This is a genomic window from Rhodobacter sp. NSM, assembly GCF_052244495.1.
Classification (GTDB): Bacteria; Pseudomonadota; Alphaproteobacteria; order Rhodobacterales; family Rhodobacteraceae; genus Cereibacter_A.
Window position 1 is genome coordinate 444,886 of the sequence record NZ_JBQPXH010000003.1, and the last position, 19,478, is coordinate 464,363.

Below are 19,478 nucleotides of genomic sequence, written 5' to 3' on the forward strand. Positions count from 1 at the left end.
GACTCAAGGGAGCGCGCACGTTCGATGAGCGGGGGAATGAAGATCCTCACTGTGAGCTACGGCAGCTTTTCCTGCCGTCTCGAGGGATTCGACGACCCCTTCACCACCATGAAGACGATCGCCGACTATTTCCGCCACCTCTCCGAGACGGAAGGAGAGCCCGATCCAGCCGCGCTTCAAGAGCTTGCGGCGCGGGACAGCGAGGGCAAGGTCGAGGCGGAGGCGACGCCCGCCGGAGTCGTGCTGCGTGTCGAGAAGGCCGCCGCGGCGGAACCCGACAGCCTCTCGGCACGGCTCCTCCGGCTCCGGTCGGCGATGGACGAGGCGCGTCATCCGAGACCGCAACCGCCTTCACCGACACCTCATGCCATGTCAGGGCCAGCCTCCTCCGCCCGGCCGCGCGACGTTGGGGAGGATCGTCCCTCGCCCGGTCCGCAGGCAGCCGCCGCCACGCCCGGGGAACCGCACGCGGTCGAGGGCAATACGGCCGCTCCGGTGGAAAGGCGTGGCGATGCGGAAGCCCCCCTCGCGCTGCACCCGACCGTCCCCGAAGGTTCCGCAAGGGATACCTCCGGGAGGCATCCGCAGGTCGCAGTCGATGCTTCTGCCGGGCAGCCCGGCCTGCCGCTGCGGCTCGAGGCGCCTGATCTTCTGCCTGCCGGAACACCGGGCGACCCTGCACCTCCGCAGGCCGGAGAAGGGGACGCCGCCCTGCGCGCGTTCATCGCCGCCGCAAAGGCTCAGCAGGAACAGGAGGACGCCGAGGAGCGCGCCCGGACGCTCGAACGCGCCCGTGCCCGGGTCGTCCGGATCCGGACGGAACCCGATCCGCGCCTTCTGAAGGAACTCGCCCGGATCGAGCGCGACCTCGCCCCCGAGGGCCACCGCCATGCGGCGGGCCGGCAGCTGGCCGAGGCGACGGGAGAGGATGCGGTCGAAAGGATCCTCGACAAGACGAGGAACGAGATGCGCGCGCCCGAAAGCCGGCGGCGCATCTCCGCGCTGTCGCATCTGAAGGCGGCCGTTGCCGCCACCGTGGCCGAGCGCATGTCGGGCGGATTGCCCTCCGAGGGCGAGGGAAGCCGTCTCGACGCCTATCGCGACGACCTCGCCCGCGTCGTGCACCCCTCTTCGGGCGCCGAGGTCGAGGATCGTCAGGCCGAACCTCTGGTGCTCGCAAGCGATCAGCGGGTCGATGCGGGGCAGGATCCGCTGGCCGGGGAAGACGATCCGGATTTCGATATCTCCTCGCCTGCAAGCCGGACCGCGGATGGCCCCGAGCCGGACGGCCGATCGCCCCGGGCGGCATGGGAGGATCTGCTGGTCGAGGAGGACGAGGATGAGGATCTCTCGCCGCTCGACACGGCCGATTTCGCCGATTTCGCCCGCCGGATCGGGGTGAGGGACTTGCCGGGCCTGATCCAGGCCGCGGCCGCCTATGCAGAGGTCGTCGAGAAACGGCCGCATGTGAGCCGACCACATCTCATGCGCTCGGTCGCGAGCGTCGAGTTCGAGGGCGATGCCGGGCGCGAGGCGACGCTGCGCAGCTTTGGCGCCCTCCTGCGCGAGGGCCTGATCGAGAAGGTGCGGCGCGGTCAGTTCGCTCTCACCGACCGGTCGCCCTATCGCGGCGCGGCCCGGCGTCTTGGCCGCTGATACGCCCTCGGGCCGACCAGACGAGGCCGGCCGGCAGCGGCGCGCCGGCTGCCGGGATGGGCAGGAAGGCCGGGGGGCGCTGCCCCCGGACCCCCGGGATACTTGAGCCAGAGCGAAGGAGCAGGCCCGGCCGCGACATCCCGGCAAGGGTCCGAACGGTCAGGGGCGATCGGAGGGAGGCCGGTCCTCGGGCCCGGCTTTCGGACGTGGTCCCGCATCGGGATCCGCCTGGCCAACGCCAATGAAGATCGGCTTCAGCGGCAGGATCCAGACGAGTCCAAGCGCCACGTAGATCAGCAGCTCCAGCCAGAAGGGCGGCCGGTCGAAGAGGCCGACCAGCGTCACCGCCGCCACGATATAGAGCGGCATGCCCACCACGAGGACCAGAAGCGACAGGCGACGGCGTGTCTTGTAGCTCAGGGCCATGGAACCTCCTGCGACGCGGGGATGAACAGGGCTGTCCCGGCACCGGGACAGCCCGCGTGGATCAGTCCTCGAACGGGTCGGTGACGAGGATCGTGTCGTCGCGCTCGGGCGAGGTGGAGAGCAGCGCCACCGGGCACTGGATCAGCTCTTCGATGCGGCGGACGTATTTCACCGCGGCGCCGGGCAGATCGGCCCAGCTGCGGGCGCCTGCCGTGCTCTCGGACCAGCCTTCGAGTTCCTCGTAGATCGGCGTGCAGCGGGTCTGCTGGTCGGCCGCGATCGGCAGGTGGTCGAGCCGTTGGCCGTCGAGTTCGTAGCCCACGCAGATCTTCAGCGTCTCGAATCCGTCGAGCACGTCGAGCTTGGTCAGCGCGATCCCCGAGACGCCCGAGGTCGCGCAGGTCTGCCGAACGAGGACGGCGTCGAACCAGCCGCAGCGGCGCTTGCGCCCGGTCACGGTGCCGAACTCGCGGCCCCGCTCGCCCAGCCGCTCGCCGTCGGCATCCTTCAGTTCCGCCGGGAACGGTCCCTCGCCCACACGCGTCGTGTAGGCCTTGACGATGCCGAGGACGAAGCCGATGGCGCCCGGCCCGATGCCGGTGCCAGTGGCCGCCTGCCCCGCGATCACGTTGGACGAGGTCACGAAGGGGTAGGTGCCGAAGTCGATGTCGAGCAGCGCACCCTGCGCGCCTTCGAAGAGGATGCGCTTGCCGGCCTTGCGCATCTCGTTCATGACCTTCCAGACCGGCCGGGCAAAGGGCAGCACCTGGGGGGCGATCTCGCGCAGTTGGGCCAGCAGTGCCTCGCGGTCGACAGGCTCGATGCCGAGGCCGCGACGCAGCGCGTCGTGGTGCACCATCAGCCGGTCGACCCGCAGCCAGAGCGTGGCCTCGTCCCCGAGGTCGGCCACGCGGATCGCGCGCCGGCCCACCTTGTCCTCGTAGGCCGGACCGATCCCGCGGCCGGTGGTGCCGATCTTCGCCACAGAATTCTGCGACTCGCGCGCCCGGTCGAGTTCGCCGTGAAGCGGCAGGATCAGGACCGCGTTTTCGGCGATCATGAGGTTCTCGGTCGTGATCTCGACACCTTCCGCGCGCAGCTTGGCGATCTCCTCGACCAGATGCCACGGATCGAGAACGACACCGTTGCCGATCACGGACAGCTTGCCGGGGCGGACGATCCCGGAGGGCAGCAGCGACAGCTTGTAGACCTTGCCGTCGATCACCAGCGTATGACCCGCGTTGTGCCCGCCCTGGAAGCGCGCGATCACGTCGGCCCGCTCAGAGAGCCAGTCGACGATCTTGCCCTTCCCTTCGTCGCCCCACTGGGCGCCCACGACGACGACGTTGGCCATGTCCGTTCCTTGCTGATGAAAAAAGACCCGCGCTCTATATCCCTCCACCGGGCGGGACGGAACCGCAAATTGCCTCTCGGGCCACTCCGCCGCGAGCGGGCGTTCCTGCGACGCTCCATAGGAGGAAGTGCACTCCGTCCTGTCGATCGCCGAAGCATGCGACGAGAGGTCCGTCCCGCCGCAGGTCCAGGCTTCCGGTTGCGGCACGCGAACGCCCCGGGCGGAGCGGTCCGCGGACGATCCGGTGGAGATGCGCATCGGCCGCCTCGGGGCATGTTCTGGCTGCAGCCTTACGTGTGCGCCGAGGATCCGCCGGCTGATCGGCCCCCGGACGCGGACGGCAGTGGAAGGCCCGCCGGGGCGGGCTCCGGAGCTGCGGCCTCACGGGGCTTGCGGCGACGGGCGCATGGGCCTAGATAGGCGCGTCAGCTTCTGAAGGCCCCGTCCGCATGCAAAATGTCGTTCTGATCGTCCATCTCATTCTCGCGCTTCTGCTCATCGGCGTCGTGCTGTTGCAGCGGTCCGAGGGTGGCGGGCTGGGAATGGGCGGCGGCGGCGCAATGACCGGCCGCCAGGCCGCGAATGCCATGACGCGGCTGACCTGGATCTTCGCGATCGCCTTCATCGGCACCTCGATCGCGCTGACCATCTTCGCCGCACAGAACTCTCACAGTTCTTCAGTGATCGACCAGTTCGGCGGCACGCAGCGGCAGGAGGCTCCGGCCACGCCCGAGGCTCCGCTGGGCAACGATCTGCTGCCCCCGGCACCGGCCAACGCGCCGCTGACGCCGCCGCGGTCGGACGAGCCTCCGGCGCCTGCGGCCGAAGCGCCTGCGCCGGAAGCGGCTCCGGCGGCACCCGCGCCCGCCGTCGAGGAGAACGCGCCTGCGGAGCAGACGGCGCCGGAAGCCGAGGATGCGGCTCTCCCCGAGGCGACGGAAGCGGAAGACCCGGCGACGCCGGCACCGGAAGCCGCAAGCCCGGCCGCACCGGAGGCTGACACCAACGTGGCGCCCGCTCCGGAGGCGGCGGCAGAGGACGCTGCCGATGCGCCCGCCGCTGCGGAACCTCCGGCGACCGATGAGGCGCCAGCTGCTCCTGCGCCCGCTCCGGCGAACTGATATCCACAACCCTTTGAGGCGCATGACAATCTGACGACAGCATCTAGCTGTCGGCAGTTGCGAACTCTTTGCCGATACGCTATATCACGACTCCCGTGATGGTGGGATTCGGACAAGCGGATCACGCCACCTTGAACCGACAGTCACGGGAGATCCCACCGCATGGCACGCTACGTCTTCATCACCGGCGGGGTGGTGTCTTCCCTCGGCAAGGGCCTCGCCTCGGCCGCGCTCGGCGCGCTGCTTCAGGCGCGGGGCTTTTCGGTCAGGCTGAGAAAGCTCGACCCCTATCTCAACGTCGATCCCGGCACGATGTCGCCTTTCGAGCACGGCGAGGTCTTCGTGACCGACGACGGCGCCGAGACCGACCTCGACCTCGGCCATTACGAGCGCTTCACCGGCGTCTCGGCCCGCAAGACGGACTCGGTCTCGTCCGGGCGGATCTATTCCAACGTGCTCGAGAAGGAGCGTCGCGGAGACTACCTCGGCAAGACGATCCAGGTGATTCCGCACGTCACCAACGAGATCAAGGACTTCCTCCGCGTCGGCGAGGATGAGGTCGATTTCATGCTCTGCGAGATCGGCGGCACGGTCGGCGACATCGAGGGCCTGCCCTTCTTCGAGGCGATCCGCCAGTTCGCGCAGGAAAAGCCGCGCGGCCAGTGCATCTTCGTCCACCTGACGCTGCTGCCCTGGATTGCCGCCTCGGGCGAGTTGAAGACCAAGCCCACGCAGCATTCGGTCAAGGAGCTCCGCTCGATCGGTATCGCGCCGGACGTGCTGCTGCTGCGCTCGGAACATCCGATCCCCGAGAAGGAGCGCGAGAAGATCGCGCTCTTCTGCAACGTGCGGAAGGAGGCCGTGATTGCGGCCTACGACCTCAAGACCATCTACGAGGCGCCGCTCGCCTATCACCGCGAAGGCTTCGATCAGGCGGTGCTCGACGCCTTCGGGATCTCGCCGGCGCCGAAGCCGAACCTCGACCGCTGGGTCGATGTGATGGACCGGCTCGAGAATGCCGAGGGCGAGGTCCGCGTGGCCATCGTCGGGAAATACACCCAGCTCGAGGACGCCTACAAATCCATTGCCGAAGCGCTGACCCACGGCGGGATGGCGAACCGGACGCGGGTGCGGGCGGAATGGATCAACGCCGAGCTGTTCGAGCGCGAGGATCCGGGCCCCTTCCTTGAGGGCTTCCACGCCATCCTCGTGCCCGGCGGCTTCGGCGAACGCGGCACGGAAGGCAAGATCCGCGCGGCGCAATACGCGCGCGAGAAGGGCATTCCCTATCTCGGCATCTGCCTCGGCATGCAGATGGCGGTGATCGAGGCGGCACGCAACCTTGCGCATGTGAAGGACGCGGGCAGCGAGGAATTCGACCACGAGGTCGGCAGGAAACGCTTCACGCCGGTCGTCTATCACCTCAAGGAGTGGATCCAGGGCAACCACATCGTCGAGCGCAAGCACGACGACGACAAGGGCGGCACCATGCGGCTCGGCGCCTATACCGCGGCGCTGGCGGCGGGCTCGCGCGTGTCCGAGATCTACCACGCGACCGAGATCGAGGAACGCCACCGCCACCGCTACGAGGTGGACGTGCGCTACCGCGAGGCGCTGGAGGGCTGCGGCCTCTGCTTCTCGGGCATGAGCCCGGATGGGCGCCTGCCCGAGATCGTCGAGATCAAGGACCATCCGTGGTTCATCGGCGTCCAGTTTCACCCGGAACTCAAGTCGAAGCCCTTCGCGCCCCACCCGCTCTTCGCCGATTTCGTGCGCGCGGCGGTCGAGGTGTCGCGGCTGGTCTGAGGGCGGCGGCTGCCGATCAGACGGATCACTTATCGGCCGGGCGGTCTGCGACCACGACCGCCCGCCTCGTGCGAGGACCATCACATGACCGAGCCGCCGATCTGCAAGCCGACGATCGACCGGCATCCCGGGCCGGGAGCGCGGCTCGTCCCGCCGCCGTCCCGCCTTGTCCGGGCGCAGGGCCGACAACCGGCAGGCCGGGACGACCGGCACCCACTGGGCGGCAGCGCGGTCGGCCCGAGGCGCGCCGCCGGCCGAAGGAGGCCCTGATGCTCTCCTACCAGCACATCTTTCACGCGGGAAACCTCGCCGACGTGCACAAGCACGCGCTCCTCTGTGCGATGCTCGACTACATGGTGAGGAAGGACAAGCCGCTCACCTATATCGAGACCCATGCCGGCCGGGGTCTCTACGATCTCGCCTCCGCCGAGGCGGTCAAGACCGGCGAGGCCGCGCAGGGGATCGCGCTCCTCGAGGAGCGCCTGCCCGCGGATCATCCCTACCGGCGGCGCCTGCGCGAGGAACGTGCCCTCTTCGGGCCGGACGCCTATCCGGGCTCGCCTCTGCTTGCCGCGGGCTTCCTGCGCGACGGCGACGTGATGCACCTGGCCGAGCTGCATCCGCAGGAGCACCGCGCCCTCGCGAAGGTCATGGAGCCCTGGGGTGCCCATGTGCGGCAGGACGACGGCTTTCGCGCGGCGCTCGCGCTGACGCCGCCCGTCCCACGGCGCGGCTTCATGCTGATCGACCCGAGCTTCGAGGTGAAGGCCGATTACGAGGCGATCCCGAAGCACATGGCCGCGCTGGCGCGGAAGTGGAACGTTGGGACGATCGCGCTCTGGTATCCGATCCTGCCGGCGGGACTGCACCGGCAGATGGTGACATCCCTGCGGACGCGCTTCCCCGAAGCACTGGCGCACGAGGTCCGCTTTCCCCCTGCCCGAGAGGGGCACGGTCTCGTGGGCTCGGGCATGTTCGTCGTGAACCCGCCCTGGGGGACGGAGGAGGAGGCCGCCCGCCTCACCTCTCTCTTTGCCGGTCTGACCGGATGAGCGGTGGCGGCGAATGGTCCGCTTCGCCCAGACGGGCGTGACCCCGGATCCGTCGGGGGCCTCCCCAGGGAGATCGAGCGGGGCGCGGCCCGAGATCGCGTCTGCCAGACCGATGACGGACCTTTTGGGGGGGCGGTCGCGGGGATTGCCGATTGGCGCGGAACGGGGCGATCCTCTGGCCGCGGATGACCGCGGCGAATGCCCGCGAGGGAACGTGAAGCCGCGGCCTTGCCGCCGGGCGCTTGGCAGCCAGCCGAGGCCGCTCTATATCCTGCCCATGTTCGAAAGCCTCCTCCGCCGCCTGACGGCGCCCGCCCCCGACCGTCTGCCCGAGCCCGATGCCGATCTGGCGCTGGCGGCGCTTCTCGTCCGCGTCGCACGCGCCGACGGCACTTACGACGAGACGGAGATTGCCCGCATCGACCGGGTGCTCGCCAACCGGCGCGGCCTCACCGCCGAGGACGCGCTGCGCCTGCGCCGCGAGGCCGAAGCCTTCGAGGCGGAAGCGCCCGATACCGTCCGCTTCACCCGGGCACTGAAGGATGCGGTGCCGGTAGAGGACCGCTTCGCCCTGATGCAGGCGCTCTGGGCGGTGGCGCTGGCCGATGGCGAGCGTGACGACGGCGAGGACCAGGTGCTTCGGCTCGTGGCGAACCTCCTCGGCCTCACGGACCAGGAAAGCGCCATCGCCCGGCAGCACGCGGAACGTGGCTGACGGCCGCAGCCGAGCGCGACGCGCACATCTGCCTGCGTCGCGGGCCTGACGGACTCCGGTCGTTCCCGTGAACCCGCCGCCCTGCTCCCCGGCGGCACCGATTGCAAACGGTTCGAGCATCTTGCGCGCGTCGCTTGTCTGCCGGGGGTTGCAGGCGGCATCTTCGCGCCCGTCCCGTAAACGGTCGCATTGCCGCATCTGCAGGCGAACCGGCGCGAGATGCCTTTCCTTTGGGCTCGTGGCCGTGACGTCGCAGCGAATGCGCCTTGCCTTGCTGCGGGATTTGCGTCCTACTCGCCGTCAAAGTGACAATCCGCGAGCTGACGTGACCGCCCAGACCCGAGATCCAGACCCCTCGCGCCCCGTTCCGGTCATCGAGATCCGCAACCTGCACAAGAGCTACGGCAGTCTCGAAGTTCTCAAGGGCGTGGACATGCTGGCCCCCCGGGGCCACGTGGTCTCGCTGATCGGGTCGTCCGGCTCGGGCAAGTCCACGCTGCTGCGCTGCGCGAACCTGCTCGAGGACAGCCAGGAGGGCGAGATCCTCTTCGAGGGCGAAACGGTGCGCTGGCGCGGCACGGGCCTGGCCCGGCATCCCTCCGACAAGGCGCAGGTCATCCGCATCCGCACCAATCTCTCGATGGTGTTCCAGCAGTTCAACCTGTGGTCCCACATGACGATCCTGCAGAACGTCATGGAGGCGCCGGTCACGGTGCTGGGCCGCCCGCGCGCCGAGGTCGAGGTGGCCGCGCGAGGCTATCTCGCCAAGGTCGGCATCGGGGACAAGTGCGACGCCTACCCCGCCCAACTCTCGGGCGGCCAGCAGCAGCGTGCGGCCATCGCACGGGCGCTCTGCATGGAGCCGCGCGCGCTTCTGTTCGACGAACCCACCTCGGCGCTGGACCCCGAGCTCGAGCAGGAGGTGGTGCGCGTCATCAAGGCGCTCGCCGAAGAGGGGCGCACCATGCTCCTCGTGACCCACGACATGCGGATGGCCGCCGACGTGTCGGACCATGTGATCTTCCTCCATCAGGGCAGGATCGAGGAGGAGGGGCCGCCCGACCGGCTCTTCGGCGCGCCGCAGACCGAGCGGTTGCGCCAGTTCCTGTCCGCGACCGCCTGACGATCCACAACAAGCAACAAACTGACCGGGAGATACCGATGAAGAAGCTGATCCTGACCACCGCGCTCGTGGCGCTTGCCGCGGGTGCGGCCGCCGCGCAGGACACCGTCCGCATGGGCACCGAGGGCGCCTACCCTCCCTACAACTTCATCAACGACAAGGGCGAGGTCGACGGCTACGAGCGGGAACTGGGCGACGAGCTCTGCAAGCGCGCCGAGCTCACCTGCACCTGGGTGAAGAACGACTGGGACAGCATTATTCCGAACCTGCAGTCGGGCAACTATGACACGATCATGGCCGGCATGAGCATCACCGAAGAGCGCGAGCAGGTGATCGACTTCACGCAGAACTACATCCCGCCGGCAGCCTCGGCCTATGCCGCGATGTCGCCCGATGCCGACATCGAGGGCGGCGTGGTGGCGGCGCAGACCGGCACGATCCAGGCAGGCCATGTGGCCGAAAGCGGCGCGACGCTGCTCGAATTCGCCACCGGCGAAGAGACCGTCGCCGCGGTGCGCAACGGCGAGGCCGATGCGGTCTTCGCCGACAAGGATTTCCTCGTGCCCTTCGTGACGGAATCGAACGGCGAGTTCACCTTCGTAGGCGAGGACGTGCCGCTCGGCGGCGGCGTGGGCATGGGCCTGCGCAAGTCCGACACCGAGATGAAGGAAAAATTCAACGCGGCGATCCAGTCCATGAAGGACGACGGCACGATCAACGCCATGATCAAGAAGTGGTTCGGCGACGAAGCCGCGACCTTCTGATCGAAAGGAGGGGGCCCTGCGGGGCCCCAGCCCCCATGTTCGCAAGCTGCGCCGATCCGAAGAGCCTCGAGGGCCTGAACTGGCTCATGTGCTACCTCACGTCGGGGTCGCATATCTCCTTCTACTGGTCCTTCGTCACCGTGCTCGTCCTGCTGGCCGTCACGGCGCCGACGGCGCTCGCGTTCGGCTTCGCGGGGGCGGTCGCGGCCCGGTCGCATGTCTGGCCGCTCTCGCTCCTCGGCCGCACCTATACCGCGATGGTGCGCGGCGTCCCGGACATCGTCTTCTTCCTCTTCTTCGTGATCGCGCTCGATCAGGGCATCGAATGGGTCACACACCAGCTTCGCTGTCCCGAGTGGACCGAGCCGATCCGCAACGGGCTCGAATTCCGGGTCTGCCCCGCCGCAAAGGTGCCGCCCGGCAACGCGCCGCAGATCTGGCACCAGGTCTACGGCTTCTGCCTCGCTGTCGTGACCTTCGCCATCGTCTTCGGAGCCTTCGTGTCCAACGTCCTGACGGGCGCGATGAACGCGGTGCCCCGCGCGCAACTCGAGACGGCCGAGAGCTACGGCATGAGCCAGGGCCAGGTCTTCCGCCGCATCCTCGTGCCGCAGATGTGGGTCTTTGCCCTGCCCGGCCTCTCGAATCTCTGGATGATCCTCATCAAGGCCACGCCGCTCCTGTTCCTGCTGGGCGTGCAGGACATCGTCTACTGGGCACGCGAGCTTGGCGGCACGAAGACCTCGCTCTTCTCCTATCCGCACCCCGACTGGCGGCTGTGGTATTTCCTGGGACTGCTCGTCTTCTACCTCGGCATGACCCGGCTCTCCGAGATCGTCCTCGGCCGGCTCACCCGCAGGCTCACCTTCGGCCAGGCAACCGCCGCGGGCGAGGCACAGCGAAAGGCCGCGGCATGAGCTGCATGGACACGATTGCCGGCTATGGACTGCGCTCGCTGGGCTTCGGCGAGCGGCTCCTGCCGCGCTCGGACTTCACGCTCTGCCAGCAGTTCACGCTGATCGGCTCGGGCATGATCTGGAACATCTACTTCGGCGTGCTGGCGCTGGCGGCGGGCTTCTTCCTTGCCAACGCCCTCGCCGTGGCCAAGGCCGCCCCCTCGCCCTGGCTGCGCAAGCCCGCGGAATGGTTCATCTTCGTCTTCCGGGGCTCGCCCCTCTTCATCCAGTTCTTCCTCGCCTACGAGGCGCTGGTGATGCTGCCGCGCGCCGGGATCGACGTGCTCGGACTGACGGTCGAGACCTCGTGGCTGACGCGGGCCTGGGCGGGCGCGCTGATCGTGCTGTTCCTCAACACCGCCGCCTATTCGGCCGAGATCTTCTACGGCGCGCTGATGGCGATCCCGAAGGGTGACCTCGAGGCCGCCGACGCCTACGGCCTCTCGGGGTGGAAGAAGTTCCGCCGCATCCAGTGGCCGACGATGCTGCGCCTCGCCTGGCCTGCCTATACCAACGAGGCGATCTTCCTCTTCCACGCGACGACGCTCGTCTTCTTCTCGGGTTTTCCTGCCTTCCAGCAGCGCGGCGACGCGCTCTACTATGCGAACTATTTTGCCGACAAGACCTTCAACCCCTTCGTGCCTTACCCTATCGTGGCCTTCTATTTCATCTGCCTCACTCTCCTCGTGATCTGGCTCTTCGGACTGATGAACCAGAGGCTGAACCGCCACGTTCCGCAGGCCCGCCGGCCGCGTCTCAGGGTCAGGCCGCAGATCGTCAGGTGACTTGATGAAAGACTGGCTGAGAAAGCACCCCCAGGTCCGCACGATCCGCGTCGCGGCCGCGGACCTCAACGGGCAGGCGCGCGGCAAGCGCATCCCCGCCCGCTTCGCCGACAAGGTGGTCAAGGACGGGACGCGCTTTCCCTTCTCGGTGCTGAATCTCGACATCTGGGGCGAGGACATCGACGACAGCCCGCTCGTCTTCGAGCAGGGCGACGCCGACGGCATCCTGCGCCCGACCGAGCGCGGCTTCATGCCGATGCCCTGGCTCGAGGCGCCGACGGCGCTGCTGCCGATCTGGATGTTCCGCGAGGATGGCCGCCCCTACGAGGGCGACCCGCGCCACGCCCTGCGTGCGGTGCTCGACCGCTACAAGGCGCGGGGCCTGACGCCGGTCGTGGCGGTGGAGCTTGAATTCTTCCTGATCGACGACAGCGGCAAGACGCTGCAGGTGCCCCCGTCTCCGCGCTCGGGCAAGCGCCGCAAGGCCGCCGAGGCGCTGTCCATCCGGGCGCTCGATGCCTTCGACACCTTCTTCACGGACCTCTACGACGCCTGCGAGGAGATGGACATCCCCGCCGACACCGCCACCTCCGAGACCGGCCTCGGCCAGTTCGAGGTGAACCTGATGCATTGCGACGATGCGCTGCGCGCCGCCGACGACGCGTGGTTCTTCAAGCTGCTGGTCAAGGGCCTCGCCCGCCGCCACGGCTTCGCCGCAAGCTTCATGGCGAAGCCCTATCCGGAATATTCGGGCTCGGGTCTGCACATGCACTTCTCGGTGCTCGACGCGCAGGGTCGCAACGTCTTCGACAACGGGGGCCCGACGGGCACCGCGATGATGCGGCATGCGGTGGCGGGATGCCTCGGCGCCATGCACGACTCGACCCTCGTCTTCGCGCCGCATGCCAACAGTTTCGAGCGACTCGTGCCGGAGATGCATGCCCCGACCGCGATCTCCTGGGGCTACGAGAACCGGACCACGGCTATCCGGATCCCTGCGGGCAACCCGGCCGGGCGGCGCATCGAGCACCGCGTTGCGGGCGGCGACGTGAACCCCTATCTGCTGGTGGCCACCATCCTCGGGGCGGCCCTCACCGGCATCGAGGATCAGGAGGAGCCTCCGCAGGCCATCATGGGCAATGCCTATGCGCTGGAGGATCTGCCCCAGATCCCCGCGACATGGGAGGCCGCGATCCAGGCCTTCGAGAATTCCGCGATCATGCCGAGGATCCTTCCGCGCGAGCTGATCCGGAACTATGTGCTGACGAAGCGGCAGGAATTGCATTACTTGGCCGAGCTTTCGCCCGAGGAACAGGTCGAGCTCTACCTCGACACAGTGTGAGCCCTTGCCGCCTGCCCCGGGCCGGGGTTACTCTCCGGCCCATTCAATTTCGGACAATCCATGCTGATCGGCATCCTGCAGACGGGCGAAGCGCCCGACGTCCTCTCCGACAAAATGGGGGACTATCCCGACATGTTCCGGCGCCTGCTCGGCGGAAAGGGGTTCGAGTTCCGCACCTACCGGGTGCTGGACATGGACTTCCCCGCGAGCGTGCATGACTGCGACGGCTGGCTCGTCACCGGCTCGCGTCACGGCGTCTACGAGGACCACGCCTTCATCCCGCCGCTCGAGGCCTTCATCCGCGAGGCGCGCGACGCCCGCGTGCCGATGGTGGGCATCTGCTTCGGGCACCAGATCATCGCGCAGGCGCTTGGCGGTCGGGTAGAGCGGTCGGAGAAGGGCTGGGCCGTGGGCCCGACCACCTACGACTTCGCCGGCGATCCGATCGTACTCAACGCCTGGCACCGCGATCAGGTGATCGAGCCGCCCGACGGCGCCGAAGTCGTCGCCGCCAACCACTTCTGCGAGAACGCGGCGCTGCTCTATGGCGACTTCGCCTTCACCGTGCAGGCTCATCCCGAATTCCGCGACGACTTCATGGACGGGCTGATACGCACCCGCGGCAAGGGCGTGGTGCCGGACGACAGGCTCGAGGCTGCGCAACGGCTGCTCGGCCATCCCAACGATGCGGACCGCCTCGCGGACCGCATCGCACAGTTCTTCAACCAGGCAAGATAGCCCCATGTCCGACTGGACCGACAGACTTCCCGAGGCCGCCCGCTCCTACATCGGCGACCGCCGCGTCGACGAGGTGGAGTGCATCGTCTCCGACATCGCCGGAGTGGCGCGCGGCAAGGCCATGCCCGCCTTCAAGTTCGGCAAGCAGACCAGCTTCTTCCTGCCGAACTCGATCTTCCTGCAGACGATCACCGGCGAATGGGCCGACAACCCCTCGGGCGCCTTCACCGAGCCGGACATGATCCTGATCCCCGACTACGCGACCGCCACCGCCGCGCCCTGGACGGCGGATGTCACGCTGCAGGTGATCCACGATGCGGTGGACCAGCAGGGCCGCCCGGTGCCTGTCTCGCCGCGCAACGTGCTGCGGCGGGTGGTCGAGCTTTACAATGCGGAAGGCTGGACGCCGATCGTGGCGCCGGAAATGGAATTCTTCCTCGTCGCGCGCAACATCGACCCGAACATGCCCGTGATGCCGCCGATGGGGCGGACCGGGCGGCGCGCGGCGGCCAAGCAGGCCTATTCCATGTCCGCCGTGGACGAATACGGCAAGGTCATCGACGACATCTACGACTTCGCCGAGGCGCAGGGCTTCGAGATCGACGGGATCCTTCAGGAAGGCGGCGCGGGCCAGGTCGAGATCAACCTTGCGCATGGCGATCCGGTGGCGCTGGCCGACCAGATCTTCTTCTTCAAGCGGCTGATCCGCGAGGCCGCGCTGCGCCACGACTGTTTCGCCACCTTCATGGCCAAGCCCATCGAGGGCGAGCCGGGCTCGGCCATGCATATCCACCACTCGGTGGTCGAGACCGCCACCGACCTCAACATCTTCTCGGATGCGAAGGGCGGCGAGACCGAGGCCTTCCTGCATTTCATCGCGGGGATGCAGACTCACCTGCCCGCGGCCGTGGCGCTGCTCGCGCCCTACGTCAACAGCTACCGCCGCTACGTCCCGGACTTCGCGGCGCCGATCAACCTCGAATGGGGCCGCGACAACCGGACGACCGGCCTGCGCGTGCCCATCTCGGGGCCGGAGGCGCGGCGGCTCGAGAACCGGCTGGCAGGGATGGACTGCAACCCCTACCTCGGGCTCGCCGCCTCGCTCGCCTGCGGCTATCTGGGGTTGAAGGAGCGGAAGATGCCGCAGCCCGAATGCACGGGCGACGCCTACATGTCCGAGACGGACCTGCCCTACAACCTCGGCGACGCGCTCGACCTGCTCGAGGAGAACGCGGCCCTCCGAGACGTGCTGGGGCCCGAGTTCTGTGGCGTCTACGACTCGGTCAAGCGGAACGAATACAAGGAGTTCCTGCAGGTCATCAGCCCGTGGGAGCGTGAGCATCTGCTGCTGAACGTATGAATCTGCTTCACGCCAACGACCGGCCGGGCGAGTATCCCCGATCCTGGTATGCCGAAACGGCGACGGCACTCTCGCCCTTTCCAGCCCTCGAAGGCGAGACGCGCGCGGATGTCTGCGTCGTGGGCGGGGGCTACACCGGCCTTTCGACTGCACTCCACCTGGCAGAGCGCGGCTATTCGGTCATCGTGCTCGAGGCGCACCGGGTGGGCTTCGGCGCCTCGGGGCGCAACGGCGGACAGGTCGGCTCGGGCCAGCGGCTCGAGCAGGACGAGCTCGAGGCGATGGTCGGCCTTGAGGATGCGCGCAAGCTCTGGGAGCTAGGCGAGGAGGCGAAGGCGCTGGTGCACGAGTTGATCGCGCGCCACGACATGCCGGTGACCTTCCGTCCGGGGATCGCGCACGCCTGCCGCAAGGCTTCGGAAGTGGCCCATTCCCACGCCTATGCCGAAAAGCTCGCGCGCGACTACGGCTACCACCGGATCGAGCCGCTCGACCGCGACGGCATCCGCCGGCTCGTCGGTTCGCAGGCCTATGTGGGCGGCGACATCGACCGCGGGGCGGGCCATCTCCACCCGCTGAACTTTGCCCTTGGCCTTGCCCGAGCCTGCGCGGCGGCGGGTGTTCGCATCCACGAGCGGAGCCTCGTCGGCCGGATCATCCATGGACCGGAGGCCCAGATCGAAACCGCGGAGGGGCGGGTGCGCGCGGCCCATGTCGTGCTTGCCGGCAACGGCTATCTCGGCGGGCTCGAGTCCTCGGTCGCGGCGCGGGTCATGCCGATCAACAACTTCATCGTGGCGACCGAACCGCTTGGCACCCGTGCGGCCGACGTGCTGACGGAGCCGGTCGCCGTCGCCGACACCCGCTTCGTCGTGAACTACTGGCGGCTGTCCGAGGACGGGCGGCTTCTCTTCGGCGGCGGCGAGAGCTACGGATACCGCTTCCCCGATATCGAGCGCACCGTCCTGAAGCCCATGCTGCAGGTCTATCCGCAGCTGCGTGACGTGCGGATCACCCATGCCTGGGGCGGCACGCTGGCGATCACGATGAACCGCCTGCCCTGCTTCACCCGCGTGGCGCCGAACATCCTCTCCGCCTCGGGCTACTCGGGGCATGGGGTGGCGCTGGCCACGCTGGCGGGCCGGCTGATGGCCGAAGCCGTCGCGGGTCAGGCGGAGCGCTTCGACCTGATGGCCTCGCTGCCGCAGCCGAGCTTTCCGGGCGGGGCCGCCCTGCGCTGGCCGATGCTGGTGCTGGCGATGACGTGGTATTCCATGCGCGACCGGCTGGGAATCTGATCGGCCGCGCCAGCGGAGAGGCCGGGGGGCCGTCTGCCCCCCGGACCCCCCGAGGATATTTGGGCGAGAATGAAGCGAGCGGGAGCGGGAGCGGGAGCGGGAGCGGGAGCGGGAGCGGGAGCGGGAGCGGGAGCGGGAGCGGGAGCGGGAGCGGGAGCGGGAGCGGGAGCGGGAGCGGGAGCGGGAGCGGGAGCGGGAGCGGGAGAAGATCCCGTGCGTGTGGTCCGGGCCGCAAGGATCTTCGAAACGGTTGCCTCTCTTTCGAAGGATCGGCCCCGGGTGTTGAACAGCCCGGACGGCGCCGCTAGCCTTGCGACAACCTTCCCTTCTGGAGTGCTGGACCATGCGTGACGATGCGCCGAATTCGTGGGAGTCGCGGGCCGACGCCTTCTCCCTCTATGGCTTCACCGACCTTCCTTCGGTGCACAAGCGCGGCGCGGTGGTGCTGACCCATGGCAAGGGCCCCTATGTCTACGACGTGCACGGGCGCGCCTATCTCGATGCCAACTCGGGCCTCTGGAACATGGTCGCGGGATTCGACCACCCGGGACTGACTGAGGCCGCTAAGGCCCAGTACGACCGCTTCCCCGGCTATCACGCCTTCTTCGGCCGCATGTCGGACCAAACGGTGATGCTGTCCGAAAAGCTGGTGGAGGTCTCGCCCTTCGAGCGCGGCCGGGTGTTCTACACCAACTCGGGGTCCGAGGCGAACGACACGATGGTCAAGATCCTGTGGTTCCTCGGCGCGGCCGAGGGCCATCCGGAGCGGCGCAAGATCATCACCCGCGTGAACAGCTATCATGGGGTGACGGCGGTCTCGGCCTCGATGACGGGCAAACCCTACAACAGCCTCTTCGGCCTGCCCCTGCCCGGCTTCATCCATGTCGGCTGCCCGCATTACTGGCGCTTCGGCCAGGCCGGCGAGACCGAGGAGGAATTCACCGCCCGTCTCGCCCGCGAGCTTGAGGCCACGATCATCAAGGAAGGTCCCGACACGATCGCGGGCTTCTTCGCCGAGCCGGTGATGGGCGCGGGCGGCGTGATCCCGCCGTCGAAGGGGTATTTCCAGGCCATCCAGCCGGTCCTGAAGCGCTACGGCATCCCGCTCATCTCGGACGAGGTGATCTGCGGCTTCGGACGCACCGGCAGCACCTGGGGATGCGAGACCTACGATTTCATGCCTGACGCGATCATCAGCTCGAAGAACATCACCGCAGGCTTCTTCCCGATGGGCGCGATCATCCTCGGGCCGGAGCTGTCGGACAGGGTTCAGGCCGCTGCCGAGGCGGTCGAGGAATTCCCCCACGGCTTCACCGCGAGCGGCCACCCTGTGGGCTGCGCCATCGCGCTGAAGGCCATTGACGTGGTGATGAACGAGGGGCTGGCCGAGAACGTGCGGGCGCTGACACCGAAGTTCGAGGCGGGGCTCGCTCATCTGGCCGAAAACCCCAACATCGGCGAATGGCGCGGCAAGGGGCTGATGGGGGCGCTCGAGGCGGTCAGGGACAAGGCCACGAAGACGCCCTTCCCCGGCGATCTTTCGGTCTCGGAGCGGATCGCAAATACCTGCACCGACCACGGGCTGATCTGCCGCCCGCTGGGACAGTCGATCGTGCTCTGCCCGCCCTTCATCATGACGGAGAGCCAGATGGACGAGATGTTCGAGAAACTCGGCGCGGCGCTGAAGAAGGTCTTCGCCGAAGTGGCCTGAGGCCGGAATGGCAAAGGTGCCCCGCAGGCGGCTGCGGGGCCCCTCGCGATCAGGACGCGCTCAGAGCTTCGAGAGCTTCTTCTGCAGGTCGGCCAATTGCTTGCGGATCTGCGCCAGTTCCTCTGCGCTGCCTGCCTCGGGCGCGGGTTCCTCCTTGGAAGCCGTGGCCGCGTTCCAGCCCGGAAGGGCCATCATGGCCTTGATGAAGGCTTCCTGCTGCTTGCGCATGGCGTCAAAGCCCGGCATCCCCGCCATCGGGCCGGACATCTGGCTGAAGTTCTCGATCATTTTCGTCTGGCCCGTGCGCAGCATCTCGAAGGAAGCGGCCAGGAACTGCGGCACCACCGACTGGACCTCGGTCGTGTAGCTGCGGACGAGGTCGGTCAGCACGGCGAGCGGCAGGACGTTGTCGCCCTTCGACTCGTGCTCGGCGATGATCTGGAGGAGATACTGCCGCGTGAGGTCATCGCCGGACTTCAGGTCGATGATCTGGACCTCGCGCCCTGACCGGATGAAGCCGGCGATGTCCTCGAGTGTCACGTAGTCGCTGGTCTCGGTATTGTAGAGCCGCCGGCTGGCATAGCGCTTGATCAGCAACGGCTTGTCAGTCTCGGCCATACCTACCCCGTCTGTTTTTCTGCGGCTGCAGGGAAGACTATGGCACGCCCGGACAAAAAGAAAGGGCGGGCTGAAAGCCCGCCCCCGCGCATCCGCCCTGGGAGGAGTAGTTGGATGCGCTCTTCCGGCTCACTTCGCCGGAGCCGTGGCCTTCTTCGCGGCGGTGGACACGTCCGACGTCGCCTTTTTTACGGCGGCGGTGGCGTCGTCCTGCATGTCCTTGCCGGCGGCCAGCATCAGCTCGACGGTTTCCATCTGGACCTTCTTGGCCACCTCGGCGAAGGCGGCGAGGTTCTCGGCAGCCATTTCAGCCGCGGCCGAGGCGAAGTCCGTGGCAGCCTTGGTATATTCGGTCGGTTCCGACTTGGCTTTCGCCAGGTCGCCGAACTTCGCGATCGTGTCCTTGGCCCACTTGGCGGTGATCTCGGTCGATTTCTCGGCGGCCTCGAGGGTCACCTTCGACATCTTCTCGGCCATCGCGGCCTGGGTCTTGAACGCATTCTGCATCGCCGACGAGTCGACCGGGAAAGCGGCCATCATGTCTTGCATCACTTTGGTGAAGTCGGGGGTCTTGGTCATTGCCTTGTCTCCTGCGAGCGGGCTCATGCCCGGTTATCCTGTGCACTGGATATAAATGCTGCGCTGCAGCAAAT

General features: G+C 67.9%; 18 protein-coding genes. 14 read left to right on the forward strand and 4 right to left on the reverse strand.

Annotated features, from left to right (window positions below):
* The first annotated feature begins 36 nt into the window (after window positions 1-36).
* Window positions 37-1,656 (forward strand): hypothetical protein, encoded by a 1,620-nt coding sequence (locus ACTVZP_RS09190; protein ID WP_443211845.1) that lies wholly within the window; start codon window positions 37-39, stop codon window positions 1,654-1,656.
* 159 nt (window positions 1,657-1,815) lie between these two features.
* Here the strand turns inward: ACTVZP_RS09190 and ACTVZP_RS09195 are convergent, their stop codons facing one another.
* Both ACTVZP_RS09195 and ACTVZP_RS09200 read right to left on the reverse strand, forming a co-directional pair.
* The gene (locus ACTVZP_RS09195) at window positions 1,816-2,082 is read right to left on the reverse strand and encodes a DUF2842 domain-containing protein (RefSeq protein ID WP_443211846.1); all 267 of its coding nucleotides are present in this window, start codon (window positions 2,080-2,082) and stop codon (window positions 1,816-1,818) included.
* 61 nt (window positions 2,083-2,143) lie between these two features.
* Window positions 2,144-3,436 carry an adenylosuccinate synthase gene (locus ACTVZP_RS09200; RefSeq protein ID WP_443211847.1) on the reverse strand — a complete coding sequence of 431 codons (1,293 nt, stop codon included), beginning with the start codon at window positions 3,434-3,436 and terminating at the stop codon, window positions 2,144-2,146.
* Window positions 3,437-3,885: 449 nt separating this feature from the next.
* Here ACTVZP_RS09200 and secG point away from each other — a divergent pair, with 449 nt between their 5' ends.
* The 13 genes from secG to ACTVZP_RS09265 all read left to right on the forward strand — a co-directional run bounded on the left by secG (window position 3,886) and on the right by ACTVZP_RS09265 (window position 18,207).
* Window positions 3,886-4,557 (forward strand): preprotein translocase subunit SecG, encoded by a 672-nt coding sequence (gene secG, locus ACTVZP_RS09205; RefSeq protein ID WP_443211848.1) that lies wholly within the window; start codon window positions 3,886-3,888, stop codon window positions 4,555-4,557.
* 162 nt (window positions 4,558-4,719) lie between these two features.
* The gene (locus ACTVZP_RS09210; protein ID WP_443211849.1) at window positions 4,720-6,363 is read left to right on the forward strand and encodes a CTP synthase; all 1,644 of its coding nucleotides are present in this window, start codon (window positions 4,720-4,722) and stop codon (window positions 6,361-6,363) included.
* 269 nt (window positions 6,364-6,632) lie between these two features.
* Window positions 6,633-7,415 (forward strand): 23S rRNA (adenine(2030)-N(6))-methyltransferase RlmJ, encoded by a 783-nt coding sequence (locus ACTVZP_RS09215; protein ID WP_443211850.1) that lies wholly within the window; start codon window positions 6,633-6,635, stop codon window positions 7,413-7,415.
* 277 nt (window positions 7,416-7,692) lie between these two features.
* Window positions 7,693-8,130: a TerB family tellurite resistance protein gene (locus ACTVZP_RS09220; protein WP_443211934.1), complete on the forward strand. Its 438-nt coding sequence runs from the start codon at window positions 7,693-7,695 to the stop codon at window positions 8,128-8,130.
* Between the two features lie 325 nt (window positions 8,131-8,455).
* Window positions 8,456-9,253: an ABC transporter ATP-binding protein gene (locus ACTVZP_RS09225; RefSeq protein WP_443211851.1), complete on the forward strand. Its 798-nt coding sequence runs from the start codon at window positions 8,456-8,458 to the stop codon at window positions 9,251-9,253.
* A 38-nt stretch (window positions 9,254-9,291) separates the two neighbouring features.
* The gene (locus tag ACTVZP_RS09230) at window positions 9,292-10,017 is read left to right on the forward strand and encodes a transporter substrate-binding domain-containing protein (protein WP_443211852.1); all 726 of its coding nucleotides are present in this window, start codon (window positions 9,292-9,294) and stop codon (window positions 10,015-10,017) included.
* Window positions 10,018-10,052: 35 nt separating this feature from the next.
* Window positions 10,053-10,934, forward strand: coding sequence for an ABC transporter permease (locus tag ACTVZP_RS09235; RefSeq protein ID WP_443211853.1), 882 nt, complete (start codon window positions 10,053-10,055; stop codon window positions 10,932-10,934).
* Window positions 10,931-11,758, forward strand: coding sequence for an ABC transporter permease (locus ACTVZP_RS09240; protein WP_443211854.1), 828 nt, complete (start codon window positions 10,931-10,933; stop codon window positions 11,756-11,758). The genes ACTVZP_RS09235 and ACTVZP_RS09240 overlap by 4 nt, the downstream gene beginning before the upstream one ends.
* Before the next feature lie 4 nt (window positions 11,759-11,762).
* Window positions 11,763-13,100, forward strand: coding sequence for a glutamine synthetase family protein (locus ACTVZP_RS09245; protein WP_443211855.1), 1,338 nt, complete (start codon window positions 11,763-11,765; stop codon window positions 13,098-13,100).
* A 60-nt stretch (window positions 13,101-13,160) separates the two neighbouring features.
* The gene (locus tag ACTVZP_RS09250; RefSeq protein WP_443211856.1) at window positions 13,161-13,838 is read left to right on the forward strand and encodes a type 1 glutamine amidotransferase; all 678 of its coding nucleotides are present in this window, start codon (window positions 13,161-13,163) and stop codon (window positions 13,836-13,838) included.
* A 4-nt stretch (window positions 13,839-13,842) separates the two neighbouring features.
* Window positions 13,843-15,198 (forward strand): glutamine synthetase family protein, encoded by a 1,356-nt coding sequence (locus ACTVZP_RS09255; RefSeq protein WP_443211857.1) that lies wholly within the window; start codon window positions 13,843-13,845, stop codon window positions 15,196-15,198.
* Window positions 15,195-16,496: an NAD(P)/FAD-dependent oxidoreductase gene (locus ACTVZP_RS09260; protein ID WP_443211858.1), complete on the forward strand. Its 1,302-nt coding sequence runs from the start codon at window positions 15,195-15,197 to the stop codon at window positions 16,494-16,496. The genes ACTVZP_RS09255 and ACTVZP_RS09260 overlap by 4 nt, the downstream gene beginning before the upstream one ends.
* A gap of 343 nt (window positions 16,497-16,839) precedes the next feature.
* A complete protein-coding gene (locus ACTVZP_RS09265) occupies window positions 16,840-18,207 on the forward strand; it encodes an aminotransferase (RefSeq protein WP_443211859.1) in 1,368 nt (455 codons plus the stop codon).
* Between the two features lie 60 nt (window positions 18,208-18,267).
* Here ACTVZP_RS09265 and phaR read toward each other — a convergent pair whose 3' ends face one another.
* Together phaR and ACTVZP_RS09275 are read right to left on the reverse strand one after the other, a co-directional pair.
* Window positions 18,268-18,825, reverse strand: a complete 558-nt coding sequence (phaR, locus tag ACTVZP_RS09270; RefSeq protein ID WP_443211860.1) for a polyhydroxyalkanoate synthesis repressor PhaR — start codon at window positions 18,823-18,825, stop codon at window positions 18,268-18,270.
* Between the two features lie 129 nt (window positions 18,826-18,954).
* On the reverse strand, window positions 18,955-19,404 hold the full coding sequence (locus tag ACTVZP_RS09275; RefSeq protein WP_443211861.1) for a Phasin: 450 nt from the start codon (window positions 19,402-19,404) through the stop codon (window positions 18,955-18,957).
* Between the last annotated feature and the right edge of the window lie 74 nt (window positions 19,405-19,478).